A 13,456-nucleotide genomic window follows, 5' to 3' on the forward strand; every position below is an offset into this window, starting at 1 on the left:
TCAATTGGTTTTAAACTGGTCTACGGCCACTCAATTGGGCTAAGGATCAGCCCGGATGAGAGTGCGGCTCGCTCTCGGAATCGACAAGAATACCAGTGAGAAACCAACCCTCTCCATCTTCCGGATCTGCCGCCGTGTTCACTCTCCACCCTGCCGCCAGCGAGGCCCTGGCCGACCTGCTGGGCCGTATCGCCCGCGTCGCCCATCGCCATCCGGCCGTGGCGGACCGGTTGCTGGAATCTCTCAGCGTAAACGCTTTCACGGCCGGCGACATCGCTGTCGGGGTGGATGCCCTCTACGCGCGCTTCGGCCTGCTGGAGCCGCGCGGTCGTGCGCTCGAGTTGCTGCCCGCGCTGGAGCAGGCCGGCGCGCTCGCGGCCGCCGGCCACTTCCCGGTGCAGGCGGCGCGGGTCTGCGAGGCCCTGGGGCGCATCGCCTACCAGCAGGGCGAATACCAGCTCGCCAGCGAGCAGTGGTCGCGGGCCCTGGACCTCTCCGAAGTCAGCGCCCATCTGCAGACCGGCGTGGCCGCCCGCATCGGGCTGGGCCAGATCCACTATGCCCAGGCCGACTGGGCCCGCGGGCTGCGCCAGATGCGCGACGCCGGCGAACATCTGGCCGGCACCGACGACAGCTATCTGTCGGCCAAGCTGGCCCTCAATATTGGCGTCGGCAGTTTCGAAACCGACGACCTGCCGGCAGCCGAGCGTCATTTCAGCCATGGCCTGGCGGCGGCACGGCGCGGCGCCCATCGCGTCTTCGAGGCCGAGGCGCATTGGCATCTCGCCCGCGCCGCCCTGGCCCGCCAGCGCATGGATTGGGCCGTGGCCGACTGCCGTCTGGCCCTGGACATCGCCGCCCGCGACGGCTATCCCTGGCTGGAGGCCGCCGCCAGCCGCACCTGGACCGAGATCGCCCTGGCCCGCGGCGACAACGCCGGGGCCGTGCGCTCGACCCGCCACGGCCTGGCCCTGGCCCAGCGCATCCAGGCTCGCGCCCAGGCCCGCCAGGCCCATCTGCAGCTGGCCGAACTGCTGCAGGCCGAGGGCGATGCGCCGGCGGCCCTGGACCACCTCTGGCAACACCTGGCCCTGCAGTCCGAGATCGAACGCCTGTCCCTGCCCGCGCGCGCCACGCTGGCCGCGCCGCCTGCCGAGGAAGCCGGCGCCCCGGCCTCACCCGAGGAGTTGCTGCTGCATCTCTGCGGCCAGCGCCAGCGCCTGGCCGCGGCCCCGCCACCCGAAGCCCTTGCCGAGTTGAAGTCGGCCAGTGCGCGCATCCTGGGGCTGGCGAACGTGATTCGCTGGCCTCTGGGTCACGGCGGCTTGAACGCCGGTGACCACCCCCGTTATGTCGACCTGCTGACTCGCCACGGCGCGCCGCTGGCCCTGCCCGACGCGGCCCTGCACCCCTGCCATGCCGAATTGGCCGGGCTGGCCGGCGCTGCCGAAGCGCGCATCGAAGTGCCGCTGTACGACGGCGCCCAGCTCGCGGGCGCGCTGTGGCTGGTCGATGCGCGCGCGACGCGGGCGTGGACGCGCCAGGAGCTGCTGATCGCCAGCCAGCTGGCGCTGCTGTTCGAAGCCCAGGGCGCCTAGAGGCTGCGCATCCGCCCTTCCCGCTGCGGCGCCTCGCGCACCAGTTCGCTGATGAGCTGTGTCTCCGGCATCTGCGCCCAGTAGCGCACCGGCATTTCCTTCTTCATGGCCGCGACCTTGAGCCGCGCCGGGTTGAAGATGCTGCGGTAATAGGTCAGCCAAAGCGCCTCGCCGGCGTCCTCGGCGGGCGCATCTTCGCGCCGGACTGGGCCGGCGCCGGACAGGCGCTGGCCGTCCCAATGCAGACAACCCCGCGGCGTCAGGATGGCCCAGGGGTGCTGCGCGAAACGGTCCACGAAGAAGGGCGCGACGGCGCGCAGCACATGATGCGCCGGCTCGAACCAGGCGACGTGACGGCGGCCATCGGCGGCCTGCTCGTCGGCCACTTCTCGAAAGCGCACGAAGGCATGCATCTTGTGGATCTCGCGGTCGACCGCGCGGGCCATGGCCAGCAGGCGGCGCCGCTCGGAGTCAAGCACGTCCAACCACAGGCCCGGCTCGTGCTGCAGGCGGCGCGCGAAGCCAAGCAGCCGGGCGTAGCGCGAATCGTCGGCATGCATAGCGACGCGACGGCCCAGCTCAGCCCAGCCCTCGGGCGGCGACCAGGCCTGCGCGCTCGACTCGGCCGGCGCGCCGAACAAGGCGACCTGGCTGCCGACATCCGCCGTCCAGTCCTTGTGCCCCGCCAGCAGCGCCGGCAGTTCCGCGGCAAAGCCGTCCCAATCGGCGGGGAAACGCAGTGGCAGCCTCATCAGAACAAGACCGCCTGCTCGGGCTGAGGCGCAGGCCGGGCCAGGGCCCGCACATCGACTGCGCGCGGTCGGTGGTCGACGGCCACCAAAAAGGGCAACGCGCGCCTGGCTGCGGGACCCAGCGCCAACAGGTCGGCCCGCCGCAGCCGGCGGCGCTGGCGTGCGGCCAGCAGCTTGTCGACCGATCCCACACCCAAGCCCGGCACGCGTAGCAAGGCCTCCCGCGGCGCGCGGTCCACATCGAGAGGGAAGCTGGCCGGATGCGCCAGCGCCCAGGCCAGCTTGGGGTCGTGGCGCAGCGACAGGAAGCCAGCCTCGGTGACGATCTCGTCCGCGCCGAAGCCGTAGAAGCGCATCAGCCAGTCGGCCTGATAGAGGCGGTGCTCGCGCAGCAGCGGCGCAGCCTGCGGCGGCAGCTGGCTGCTGGCGTGGGGGATGGGGCTGTAGGCCGAGTAGTAGACGCGCCGCAGGCGCTGGCCGCTGTAGAGCCGGCTGGACAGCTGCAGCACCGCGCGGTCGTCGGAGGCATCGGCGCCCACGATGAGCTGGGTGCTCTGCCCTGCGGGTGCGAAAGGCGGCGGCTTGACGGCGCGGGCCGCGGCGCCCGGCAGCGCGCGCACCGCCTCAGCCTCGCGCTTGGCCTCGCTTGCCGCCTGCAGGCGCAGATGGATGCGCGACATCGTACGGGCAATGCCTTCGGCGTCCTTCTCGGGCGCCAGGGCCTTCAGGCTGGCGGCGCTGGGCAGCTCAACGTTGATGGACAGCCGGTCCGCATAGCGCCCGGCGCGCTCGACCAGTTCCGGCGCCGCATCCGGAATCGTCTTCAGGTGGATATAACCCTTGAAGTGCTCCTGCTCGCGCAGCCGCCGCGCCACCTCGATGACCTGCTCCATCGTGTAGTCGGGCGTGCGGATGATGCCGCTGGACAGGAACAGCCCTTCGATGACGTTGCGGCGGTAGAAGGACAGCGTCAGCTGCACGACCTCGTCGATGGCGAAGCGGGCGCGGCGCGTGTCGCTGGACTTGCGATTGATGCAGTAAAGGCAGTCGTACACGCACCAGTTGGTCAGCAGCACCTTGAGCAGGGACACGCAGCGGCCGTCGGGCGTGAAGGCATGGCAGATGCCGTGGCCATTCGTCGAGCCGATATCGCGGCCATCGCGCGAGTCGCGCTTTTCGCCGCCGCTGCTGGCGCAGGAGGCGTCGTATTTGGCAGCGTCGGCCAGGATGGCGAGCTTGTCCTGAACTTCCATGGCGGATACTGTATATCCATACAGCATGCGCAGTCGTGTCAATCCTCCGGTGCCCGACGCGGCCGCGTCATCGGCTTTTCACGCCGCGGCGCCACAGTGCGGCGCTCGTGCATGCCACTTCTTCCGACGCCACCGCTCTCTGCACCACCCGGCCCACGCTGCCGCGAGGCTTCGGCCTTGTCATCGGCGCGCAGTTCGCCTCGGCACTGGCAGACAACGCCCTGTTGATCGTCGCGATCGCACTGCTCACCCAGCAGGGCTTCCCCGCCTGGTGGGCACCGCTGCTGAAGGTGGGCTTCATGGCCGCCTATGTGGTGCTGGCGCCCTGGGTCGGGCCGCTGGCCGACGCCTTCGCAAAAGGCCGCGTGATGGCGGCGATGAACCTCGTCAAGATGATGGGCCTGGCCCTGCTCGCCCTCGGCCTGCACCCGGTCGCCGCGCTTGCCGTCGTCGGCCTGGGCGCCGCGGCCTATGCGCCGGCCAAGTACGGCCTCATCACCGAGATGGCCGAGCCCGAGGCCCTGGTCAAGGCCAATGGCTGGATCGAGATCAGCGTCGTGTCGGCGGCCCTGCTGGGCGCGGTGCTCGGCGGCGCCCTGGTGAGCCCGCTCTGGCTGGCCTCGGGCATGGCGGAGTTCTGCGATGGGCTGAATCTGCCGGCCGACAAGCTGACGGGTTCGTTGGCCGCGCTGCTCGCGATCTATGCGGTGTCGAGCCTGCTGAATGCCGGCATCGCGGACAGCGGACACCGGCAGCGCAGCGTCGCCCACGATCCGGCGACGCTGCTGCGCGAATTCCGCGCAGCCAACCGCCAGTTGTGGCGCGACCGCGAGGGTGGCCTCTCGCTTGCGGCGACGACGCTGTTCTGGGGCGTTGGCGCGACGCTGCAGTTCGCCGTGCTGAGATGGGCCGGCGAGGCCTTGGCCCTGCCTCTGAGCCAGGCCGCCTATCTGCAGGCTGCGGTGGCGGCGGGCGTCATCGCCGGGGCGGCTGCGGCAGGACGCTGGATGGCCTTGCACCAGGCACGGCACGGGCTGTGGGCCGGCGTGATGCTGGGCTTGCTGATGCCGGTGGTGGCTCAGGTCAGCAACGTGGCCACGGCGGCCATCGTGCTGGCCTTTGTTGGCGCCGTGGGCGGAGCCATGGTCGTGCCCTTGAATGCCCTGCTGCAGCACCGCGGCGCCACCTTGCTGAGCGCGGGGCGGTCGATCGCCGTACAGGGCTTCAACGAGAACCTGAGTGTGCTGGGCATGCTGGCTGCCTACGCAGGATGCGAGGCGGCGGGAGTGCCGATAGGCGTCACGCTCAGCGGACTGGGGCTGCTGGTGGCGAGTTTGATCTTGATGCTGATCTGGGCGGATCGCCGCAACTGAAGCAGCCGCGAATCAGGCAGCCGGCTGCAAGCCAGCCAGTCCGAAACTGGGCTCGGCCCTTGCAATGGCGCCTTCCAGCACCGACTCGAAGCGCGCCGTGATGTCGCCCCAGTCCAGGCGCCGCGCCGTCGCCCGCGCCTGCTCGGCAATCAGCTGCCGCGCCGCCGCGTCCGATGCCGCCACGCACGTCGCAGTAACGAAGTCTGACTCCTTGCCCGGCCCCGCCAGCCAGCCATTCACGCCGCTGCGGATCAGCTCGCCCGCCGCCGCGCTCTCGAAGGTCACGACGGCGCAGCCGCTGGCCATGGCTTCGGTCGTGACATTGCCGAAGGTCTCGGTCAGGCTGGCGAACAGGAACAGATCCAAGCCGGCGTAGTGGGCCGCGAGGTCGTCGCCGCTGCGCGAGCCCGCGAACACCGCCTCGGGCGCGCGTGCGGCAAGCTCGGCTCGCATCGGGCCGTCGCCAACGAAAACCAGGCGAACGCGCGGCTGTACGGCCTTGACGGCCTCGTAGGCGGCCAGCACCACGCCCAGGTTCTTTTCCGGCGCCAGGCGACCGACATAGCCCATCACGAGGTCGTTCGACCCCGCGCCCCAGCTCTCGCGCATCGCGGCGCTGCGGCGCGCCGGGTCGAAGCGCTGGGCATCCACGCCGCGGCCGACAACGCTCAGGCGCTCGAAACCGCGCTCGGCCAGCAGCACACGCATGGCTTCGGTAGGCACCATGGTGGCATCGCAGCGGTTATGGAATTTGCGCAGATAGCCCATGATGGGCTTGGACAGCAGGCCCAGGCGGTAATGCTTGCCGTAGGCGTGGAAATTGGTGCGGTAGTCCGACGTGACCGGCAGGGCCAGGTGCTGGGCGGCCTGCAGGGCCGACCAGCCGAGCGGCCCTTCGGTGGCGATGTGCACCACGTCGGGCCGGCGCAACGACCACAGCTTCACCAGGGCCCGCTTGCTCGGCACACCCATGCGCAGATTGGGATACAGCGGCACCGGCAGGCCCTTGGTCAGCACCTCATCGATGGCCGGCTTGCCGCTGGGTGGCGGCGTCGGCTTGGCCGGCTGGCGCGGGCGGATCAGCTGCACATCGTGGTTGCGGCGGTTCAGGCCGTCCACGACGCGGGCCATCGACATGGCGACGCCGTTGACCTCGGGTGGATAGGTTTCGGTGACGACCGCGAGACGGCGCGAGTGGCGCGGCGCGGGCAGGTCATCGACCAGGATGTCGTCGGCGTCGTGTGCGGTCTTCATGCCGCGCATGGTCAGCAGCGATTGCAACAGCACGATGACAACCGGACCGTCACGCCGATTTCACGCAAGCAGCCCACCATGCGCTCCGATTTCCACCCAAACGACAAGGACGGGACGTGAACGCATTCTTCCAGACCCTGAAGACCCAGCGCTGGGACGACCACCGCTACTACCACCACAGCCGCATCAACCAGAGCCTGCACCTGGTCAGCGCGCTCAGCTTCCTGGTGTCCTATGCCCTGGTCTTCGTGAACCCGGCCTGGGCCGCACTGCTGGCCTGGTGCGTGTCGATGACGACTCGCCAGGCGGGTCACTTCTTCTTCGAGCCACGCGGCTACGACCATGTAAACCATGCCACCGACGAATACAAGGAAGAGATCAAGATCGGCTACAACATCCGCCGCAAGATCGTGCTGATGGCGGTGTGGGTGGCCCTGCCCCTGGTGCTGTGGCTGTCGCCCTCGCTGGGCGGCCTGATCGAGCCCGCGGTGGGCTTCCAAGGCTTCATCGAAGACGTCGGCATGGCCTGGTTCTGCCTGGGCGTGACGGGCCTGGTGTTCCGCGTCGTGCAGCTGTGGGTGACGCAGAACCTGATGCAGGGCCTGGCCTGGGGCTTCAAGATCATCACCGACCCCTTCCACGACGTGATGCTGTATCACAAGGCGCCGCTGTATCTGCTGCGTGGCCAGCTGATCGACCCGATGGAACACGTCGGCAGCCAGCAGGCGCACTGAGCCCATGGACGAAACCCTCACCCTGTCGGCCTTGGCCGTGGGCGTGCTGGCTCTGCTGCCGGCGGCCAAGCGGCGCATCGAGCTGTCGCGGGCCAAGCACCGCTCGCTGGCCGGCCACTCGCGCATGGCCAAGCGGCTGGCCCGCTGGGTGCCCGGCTATGCCTATGACGACGCGCAGTTCTTCGTGGCCGACAACGCGCCGGCCGATGTCGCCGCACAGCGCAAGGCCGCGCTGCAGCGCCTGGGTGCCGAGTTCGACACTCGCTTCGCGAAGACGCTGGCAGCGACCGAGCAAGCGCGCGACACCATCTCCGACCTGCGCTTCACCGGCCGCTACCGCGTGCCGTTCCAGTTCAGTCCGGTGCTGCGTGAGCACGTCAAGGTGGGGGCCTTCCTGCAGCACAGCGAAGGCGTGCAGGTCGAGGACCTGGACGGCAATCGGTTCTACGACCTGACGGGCTCCTACGGCGTCAATGTGCTGGGCTATGACGCCTACAAGGAATGCATTGACGAAGCCGTGGCCACGGCGCGCGAGCTGGGGCCGGTACTGGGCGCCTACCACCCCTGTGTGCTGGAGGTGCTGTCGCGTCTGAAGGCCATCTCCGGCCAGGAGGAGGTGAGCTTTCATATGTCGGGCACCGAGGCCGTCATGCAGGCCGTGCGGCTGGCGCGTTATCACACCAGGAGAAAGCGCCTGGTGCGCTTTGCCGGTGCCTATCACGGCTGGTGGGAGGACGTGCAGCCCGGCCCCGGCAACCCGCTGCCACCGCGCGAGACCTTCACGCTGCAGGACATGGCCGAGCGCTCGCTGAAGGTGCTGGCCACGCGCCGCGACATCGCCTGCGTGCTGATCAATCCGCTGCAGGCCCTGCATCCCAATGCCAATGCGCCGGGCGACTCGGCCCTGATCGACGGCAGCCGCCGTGCCGCCTACGACCGCGAGGCCTACACGGCGTGGCTGAAGAAGTTGCGCGAGGTCTGCACGGCGCGCGGCATCGTGCTGATCTTCGACGAGGTCTTCGTCGGCTTCCGCCTGGCACCCGGCGGGGCGCAGCAGCACTTTGGCGTCAAGGCCGACCTCGTCACCTATGGCAAGACGCTGGGCGGCGGCCTGCCGGTCGGCGTCGTCTGCGGCAGCCGCGCACTGATGACGCGCTACCGCGAGGACAGGCCCGCCGACATCTGCTTTGCTCGCGGCACCTTCAATGCCCATCCCTATGTGGTCGCCGCGATGGCGTCCTTCCTGAAGCGCATCGAGCGCCCCGAGGTGAAGGCGCTTTACGACGGCCTGGACGAGCGCTGGAACGCGCGTTGCGCCCAGTTCAACGCGAGGCTGCAAGCGGCCGGCGCGCCGGTGCGCATGGCCAATCTGTCGACGATCTGGACGGTGATGTACGACCAGCCCGGCCGCTACCACTGGATGCTGCAGTTCTATCTGCGCAGGCATGGCCTGGCCCTGAGCTGGGTGGGTACGGGCCGACTGATCTTCAGCCTGAACTATGGCGACGCCGAGTTCGCCGCGGTGATGGACCGCTTCATCGCCGCCTGCGACGAGATGCGCGCCGACGGCTGGTGGTGGACGGCCCCCGAGTTGACCGCCAAGGCCATCCGCCGCGGCGTGTTCCGCGAGATGCTGAGCCAGAAGTTCTGATGAAAAACCAAGATGCTTCGCCCGCCCTGGATGGCGGGTTGAGTGACGACGCTGCGCCGCGGCCGGGCTGGTTCAAGCGCCTGGTCGCCCAGGAGGACCTGAACTTCCTGCTGACCAACCGCGTGCCGCGCATCGCGCTGACCAAGCTGATGGGCCGCTTCTCGCGCATCGAGAGCCCGCTGCTGACCAGGCTGACCATCGCGGTGTGGCGCTGCTTCATCCCTCTGGATCTGAGCGAGGCCAAGCACACCCAGTTTCGTTCGCTGAAGGACTGCTTCACCCGCGAGCTCAAGCCCGGTTCACGTGTGTTCGACGCCCGGCCCGAGATCTTTGCCAGCCCCAGCGACGCCATCGTCGGTGCGACGGGCATCGTGCGGCAGGGCCAGGTCTACCAGGCCAAGGGCTTTCCGTATTCGACCGAGGAGCTGTTCGGACCGACGCAGGACGCCAGCGCCTTCGAGGGTGGCCGCTTCGTCACGCTGCGATTGACGTCGGCGATGTACCACCGCTTCCACGCGCCGGCCGACGGCACGGTGGAGCATGTGACCTATCTCAGCGGCGACACCTGGAACGTCAACGCCGTGGCGCTCAAGCGCGTGGAGCGGCTGTTCTGCCGCAACGAGCGCGCCGTCGTGCGCATGAGGCTGGCCAGCGGCCATGCCATCGCCCTGGTGCCTGTGGCGGCCATCCTGGTGGCCAGCATCCGCCTGCATTTCCTGGACGTGCTGCTGCATCTGGGCCACAAGGGCGCCCACGAGATGCCTTGCTCGTCGCCTCAGGTCAAGGGCCAGGAGATGGGTTGGTTCGAGCACGGCTCGACCATCATCGTCTTCGTGCCACCGGGCTTCGAGCTGGCGGAGGGCATTGCCACCGGCGCGCAGATCTGCGCTGGACAGGCCCTGCTCAAGCTCGTCAGCTGAGGCCCTCGGGCACCACGGACTTCGCGGCGGCCGGTACCGGCATGGCGACCGGCGCTGCCGTCGTCATGGGTGCCGGCAGCATGCCGGGCAAGGCAGCCTGGTCGCCGCGGTCGATGATCTCCAGGCGACCATCGAAGTGCTCGACGAGGGCCGTCAGGCTCTCCACCCAATCGCCATCGTTGCAATAGAGGATGCCGTCGATCTCGCGGATCTCGGCATGGTGGATATGGCCGCAGACCACGCCGTGCGCCCCGCGCTTCTTGGCCTCGCGGGCCACGGCGTTCTCGAACTCGTTGATATAGCTGACCGCGCGCTTGACCTTGTGCTTCAGATAGCGCGACAGGCTCCAGTACGGCAGCCCGAGCTTGGCGCGGATGCGGTTGAACCAGCGGTTGACCTTGAGCGTGAACTCGTAAGCCAGGTCGCCCGCGATGGCCAGCCAGCGCGCGCACTGGATGACGCCGTCATAGAGGTCGCCATGCGTGATCCACAGCTTCTTGCCGTCGGCCGTCACGTGCATGGCTTCTTCCACGACATCGACGCCGCCGAAGTTGTGCATCAGGTATTTGCGGGCGAACTCGTCGTGGTTGCCGGGGATGAAGATGACGCGGGTGCCTTTGCGTGCCTTGCGCAGCAGCTTCTGCACGACGTCGTTGTGCGCCTGCGGCCAGTACCAGGAGCGGCGCAACTGCCAGCCGTCGATGATGTCGCCCACGAGGTAGAGGGTCTCGCACTCCACATCGCGCAGGAAGTCGAGCAGGGCCTTGGCCTGGCAACCGGGCGTGCCCAGATGCAGGTCAGAGATCCAGACGGTGCGCACCGACAGCGTGGGCGAGTCGGCGGCGGCAGAGGTGTCTTGCGTCGTCGGCATGGCGGGCATGCTGCCCGCCGGTCATGACGCGAGCGTGAACGTCGTTTTCAGGTCATGCCCTTGAACGGACCGCTGGCCAGCCAGCGCTCGATCTGGGCCTGGCGGTCGTTGCCCCAGAAAGGCTCGCCGTCGACGATGAAATGAGGCGCGCCAAACACGCCGGCAGCGACGGCAGCCTCGTTTTCTGCCTTGAGACGTGCCTTCCAGACCGGATCGCTCCACGCCGCTTCGGCCGCGCCGGCATCGATGCCGGAGTCGGCCAGCAAGGCCTTGAGGGCGTCACCGTCGCTCAGCACAACGCCGCGGGTGAAGTAGGCGCGCAGCCCCGCATGAGCCCAGGCGACGGCACGGGCCGGGTCCTGGTCGTGCAGCCACCAGAACACGCGGGCGGCGTTCTGCGTGGCGATGGGAAAGGTCTCGGGCTGGCTGTAGGGCAGGCCGGCAAAGCGGGCCGAACGCTCAAAGTCGCGCAGCGTGTAGTCGCGCTTGATGGGGTGGGAGACGGGCGACTTCAATTCGGCGGCCTGGAAGGTCACGCCCAGCAGGATGGCGTGCCACTGCACCCGACGACCGTGGCGGGCCGCCACGGCCTCGATCCACTCGGAGGCGACATAGGAATAGGGCGAAGAGAAGTCGAAGTAGAAATGCACCGGCGGCCGCAGCAGGGCGGTGTTGTCGGCGAGGAAGCGGTCATCGATCATCCGGCGACCTTAGCCGCGCTCGCCACGCACCGCAGCGGTGCTTACGCCGAGTGCAAGCGGGCTGCAAGCCGCGGCGTCGCGGCTTCGATGGGGGCGAGCAGACGCGGCCAGAGCCTGGTGCCCAGATCGCGGCGGAAGGGGCCGAAGTGCTCGATCTTCTGCACGCCCAGATCGGCCGGTGACACCTCATGGCGCTGCACGCTGGCCGCGCCGAATTCGCCGGCCAGCGCGTCCACGGCGGCGGCGGGGCCAAAGAGATGGTCGTCGGTGATGCTCCAGAGATGGGCGGTACCGGCGAAGCGGTGGTAGCTGCGCTCGCGGGCCAGGCTCTCGTCGCCGAACAGGAAGCCGGGCCGGCGCCCCCAGGCCGCCCACTCCAGCGCGGCGCCGGCAGGCAGGTCCTCGGCGCGAGGGCCGAGCATGCGGCCCGGCGCGTGGCCGAAGAGGCGCACAGCGATCGGCAGCATCAGGTGGAAGAACAGCCAGGCTTGCAGGCGCGCAAAACCCGACCAGTGGCCGAGATAGGCCACCTGGGCCGCGACACCCAGCAGGGCATCGACTTTCTCTTCAAATCCGGGAACGAGGCCGACCGAGTTGCCGCCCAGGGAGTGGCCGACCCACAGCAGGCCGAGCTCACGCCGCTGCGCGGTTTCCTCCGCACGGCGGCGCTTGTCGGCCGCATGCAGGGCGGCGCCCATGTCCAACCGGGCCCAGTCGCGCAGCCTCACGTCTTCGCCAGGCAGCAGCGCCTCACGCGAAGCGGCGATGCCGCGATAGTCGAAGCTGAGTACGGCATAGCCGCGGCGCGCCAGCCATTCCGAGAAGTGGCGGTAATAGCTGGCCGGCACCGCCGTCGCCGAACCGATGACTGCGACCGCGCGCACGCCGAGCACCACCGGCGGCTCGAACCATTGCGCCGCCAGCAGGCGACCGTCGCTGCAACGCAGGGCAACGGGTTGCACGCGCGTCTCGAGGTCGTGTGCCGAATGGTGTTCTTCCAGATCGAGCGGCGTTGTCACCGGGATGTTCAGTGGCAGGACATCGGCGGGAGAAATGGGCAGGCTGGACATGGAAAACCTCGGGATCAAGCGCTTGTGGCGGCGTTGGACTCAGTCTAGATTGACAACTTTTATGTCGGTAGATCGCCGCCAGGCCTCAGATCGTCAAGCAGATGTCAACAAATCCTCCCCGAATAGGCCGCCGCCGCCAGACCGCCGCGGAAGAGGCCCTGGACGCGAACGCGCTGGAACTCTTCGCCCGCATCGCCCAGGCCGGCAGCTTTGCCCAGGCCGCCCGCGATCTGGGGCTGACGCGCGCGGCCATCAGCCGACGCATCGCGTCGATCGAGAGTGCTGTGGGGCTGGTGCTGTTTGCTCGCAGCACGCGCAGCCTCGGTCTGACTGAGGCCGGCCGGCGCTTGCACGCCCGCGCCCGCGCCGTCCGCGATGCCGCTGAAAGCGCGCGGCTGGCCTTGCGTCACACCCGCGACCAGCTCGACGGCACGATACGCATCAGCGCCACCGCAGGCTTTGGCCGGCACGTGCTCGCACCGCTGCTGGCCCGCTTTCAGACACTGCATCCGGCAGTGCGATACGAGCTCTTCTTCACCGATCGGCGCGTGGATCTGCTGCGGGAGGGACTGGATATCGCCTTCCGCGTCACGAGCAAGCCACCGGACGCTTGGGTGGCCCAGCCAGTGCTCAGATTTGAAGTTCGTGCCTACGGCAGCGATCGCTTTGCGACGCTGCAGCATCCACGGGATCTGGCCGCGGCGCCGGCGTTGTTGCTGGGCCAGAGTGAGGAGCCCTTTGCAAGCCAATGGGAGCATGCCGACGGCCGGCGCGAGGACGCGTCATTGCAGGCTGCAGCCTGGGGCAGCGACCTCGACGGGCTGGTGGCTCTGGCCCGCCATGGCGCCGGCGTCGTCATCGCGCCGGACTTCTGCGTCGAGCCCCTGCCCGCATTGCAGGAACTTGGGATTGCGTCCGAGCCGGGGCCAGCACCGCGGCTGCGCGATGTGCTCCCGGGTTGGAAACTGCTTGTTGGCTTCGACACCGTGCAGGCTCTGACGCTGCCTTTGCCGGCCGGGTCGGAAACGGCGCGAGCTCTCGTGCGCTTCGTCCGGGACTCGTTGCTGACGGGCCGCTAGGCTGTTGTGCAGCAAGTAGGTCCATTCTGAACCGATGCAGCGATATGCCCCCTGCCGAACTCGCTGGCGGTAGTTTCGGCACAGACTGCTTCAAAGATTTCCCGCCCCAAAGCACAAACGCCCCAGCATCTTTCGATACTGGGGCGTTGGGCTTAATAAATAGCCTGACGATGACCTACTTTCACACGGGAATCCGCACT

The 13,456-nt window shown here is 68.6% G+C and carries 12 protein-coding genes and 1 pseudogene; 7 read left to right on the forward strand and 6 right to left on the reverse strand.

The genetic code is table 11. The annotated features are described in order from the left end of the window. Positions 1–134: 134 nt before the first annotated feature. Positions 135–1,598, forward strand: a complete 1,464-nt coding sequence (locus tag J2X20_RS29145; RefSeq protein WP_310273239.1) for a GAF domain-containing protein — start codon at positions 135–137, stop codon at positions 1,596–1,598. Here J2X20_RS29145 and J2X20_RS29150 read toward each other — a convergent pair. Next, complete coding sequence (locus J2X20_RS29150; RefSeq protein WP_310273241.1) at positions 1,595–2,350, reverse strand: TIGR03915 family putative DNA repair protein; 756 nt, start codon at positions 2,348–2,350, stop codon at positions 1,595–1,597. The two genes, J2X20_RS29145 and J2X20_RS29150, sit on opposite strands and share 4 nt — an antisense overlap. Beyond that, a complete protein-coding gene (locus tag J2X20_RS29155) occupies positions 2,350–3,603 on the reverse strand; it encodes a putative DNA modification/repair radical SAM protein (RefSeq protein WP_310273243.1) in 1,254 nt (417 codons plus the stop codon). Before J2X20_RS29155 ends, J2X20_RS29150 begins: the two co-directional genes overlap by 1 nt. A gap of 107 nt (positions 3,604–3,710) precedes the next feature. Here J2X20_RS29155 and lplT point away from each other — a divergent pair, with 107 nt between their 5' ends. Next, positions 3,711–4,976 (forward strand): lysophospholipid transporter LplT, encoded by a 1,266-nt coding sequence (gene lplT / locus J2X20_RS29160; RefSeq protein ID WP_310273244.1) that lies wholly within the window; start codon positions 3,711–3,713, stop codon positions 4,974–4,976. A 12-nt stretch (positions 4,977–4,988) separates the two neighbouring features. On the opposite strand, the gene J2X20_RS29165 is transcribed toward lplT, so the two are convergent. Further along, positions 4,989–6,230 (reverse strand): glycosyltransferase family 4 protein, encoded by a 1,242-nt coding sequence (locus J2X20_RS29165; protein ID WP_310273246.1) that lies wholly within the window; start codon positions 6,228–6,230, stop codon positions 4,989–4,991. Between the two features lie 116 nt (positions 6,231–6,346). Here J2X20_RS29165 and J2X20_RS29170 point away from each other — a divergent pair, with 116 nt between their 5' ends. Genes J2X20_RS29170 through asd form a run of 3 tightly spaced genes read left to right on the forward strand, consistent with a single transcriptional unit; the run spans position 6,347 to position 9,535 of the window. Next, complete coding sequence (locus J2X20_RS29170) at positions 6,347–6,964, forward strand: hypothetical protein (protein ID WP_310273248.1); 618 nt, start codon at positions 6,347–6,349, stop codon at positions 6,962–6,964. Positions 6,965–6,968: 4 nt separating this feature from the next. Then, positions 6,969–8,615: an aminotransferase class III-fold pyridoxal phosphate-dependent enzyme gene (locus J2X20_RS29175; RefSeq protein WP_310273249.1), complete on the forward strand. Its 1,647-nt coding sequence runs from the start codon at positions 6,969–6,971 to the stop codon at positions 8,613–8,615. Further along, positions 8,615–9,535: an archaetidylserine decarboxylase gene (asd, locus tag J2X20_RS29180; RefSeq protein WP_310273251.1), complete on the forward strand. Its 921-nt coding sequence runs from the start codon at positions 8,615–8,617 to the stop codon at positions 9,533–9,535. Before J2X20_RS29175 ends, asd begins: the two co-directional genes overlap by 1 nt. Here asd and J2X20_RS29185 read toward each other — a convergent pair. Genes J2X20_RS29185 through J2X20_RS29195 form a run of 3 tightly spaced genes read right to left on the reverse strand, consistent with a single transcriptional unit; the run spans position 9,528 to position 12,177 of the window. Then, positions 9,528–10,406 carry a UDP-2,3-diacylglucosamine diphosphatase gene (locus J2X20_RS29185; protein ID WP_310273253.1) on the reverse strand — a complete coding sequence of 293 codons (879 nt, stop codon included), beginning with the start codon at positions 10,404–10,406 and terminating at the stop codon, positions 9,528–9,530. The two genes, asd and J2X20_RS29185, sit on opposite strands and share 8 nt — an antisense overlap. A gap of 47 nt (positions 10,407–10,453) precedes the next feature. After that, positions 10,454–11,107: a 2-hydroxychromene-2-carboxylate isomerase gene (locus J2X20_RS29190; RefSeq protein WP_310273255.1), complete on the reverse strand. Its 654-nt coding sequence runs from the start codon at positions 11,105–11,107 to the stop codon at positions 10,454–10,456. Between the two features lie 41 nt (positions 11,108–11,148). Next, on the reverse strand, positions 11,149–12,177 hold the full coding sequence (locus J2X20_RS29195; protein WP_310273257.1) for an alpha/beta hydrolase family protein: 1,029 nt from the start codon (positions 12,175–12,177) through the stop codon (positions 11,149–11,151). Between the two features lie 101 nt (positions 12,178–12,278). Here J2X20_RS29195 and J2X20_RS29515 point away from each other — a divergent pair. After that, positions 12,279–12,461, forward strand: a pseudogene (locus J2X20_RS29515) (helix-turn-helix domain-containing protein); the annotation flags it as partial. Then, positions 12,462–13,256 carry a LysR substrate-binding domain-containing protein gene (locus J2X20_RS29200; RefSeq protein WP_409034212.1) on the forward strand — a complete coding sequence of 265 codons (795 nt, stop codon included), beginning with the start codon at positions 12,462–12,464 and terminating at the stop codon, positions 13,254–13,256. Positions 13,257–13,456: the final 200 nt, after the last annotated feature.

This window comes from Roseateles saccharophilus, assembly GCF_031458095.1.
Taxonomy (GTDB): domain Bacteria; phylum Pseudomonadota; class Gammaproteobacteria; order Burkholderiales; family Burkholderiaceae_C; genus Pelomonas; species Pelomonas saccharophila_A.

What these genes read in the sequence shown, in the direction of transcription:
- J2X20_RS29190 (WP_310273255.1), bottom strand. Translation starts at nt 11,107, where the DNA reads ATGATCGATGACCGCTTCCTCGCCGACAACACCGCCCTGCTGCGGCCG.
- J2X20_RS29195 (WP_310273257.1), bottom strand. Translation starts at nt 12,177, where the DNA reads ATGTCCAGCCTGCCCATTTCTCCCGCCGATGTCCTGCCACTGAACATC.
- J2X20_RS29185 (WP_310273253.1), bottom strand. Translation starts at nt 10,406, where the DNA reads ATGCCGACGACGCAAGACACCTCTGCCGCCGCCGACTCGCCCACGCTG.
- J2X20_RS29150 (WP_310273241.1), bottom strand. Translation starts at nt 2,350, where the DNA reads ATGAGGCTGCCACTGCGTTTCCCCGCCGATTGGGACGGCTTTGCCGCG.
- J2X20_RS29155 (WP_310273243.1), bottom strand. Translation starts at nt 3,603, where the DNA reads ATGGAAGTTCAGGACAAGCTCGCCATCCTGGCCGACGCTGCCAAATAC.
- asd (WP_310273251.1), top strand. Translation starts at nt 8,615, where the DNA reads ATGAAAAACCAAGATGCTTCGCCCGCCCTGGATGGCGGGTTGAGTGAC.
- J2X20_RS29175 (WP_310273249.1), top strand. Translation starts at nt 6,969, where the DNA reads ATGGACGAAACCCTCACCCTGTCGGCCTTGGCCGTGGGCGTGCTGGCT.
- J2X20_RS29165 (WP_310273246.1), bottom strand. Translation starts at nt 6,230, where the DNA reads ATGAAGACCGCACACGACGCCGACGACATCCTGGTCGATGACCTGCCC.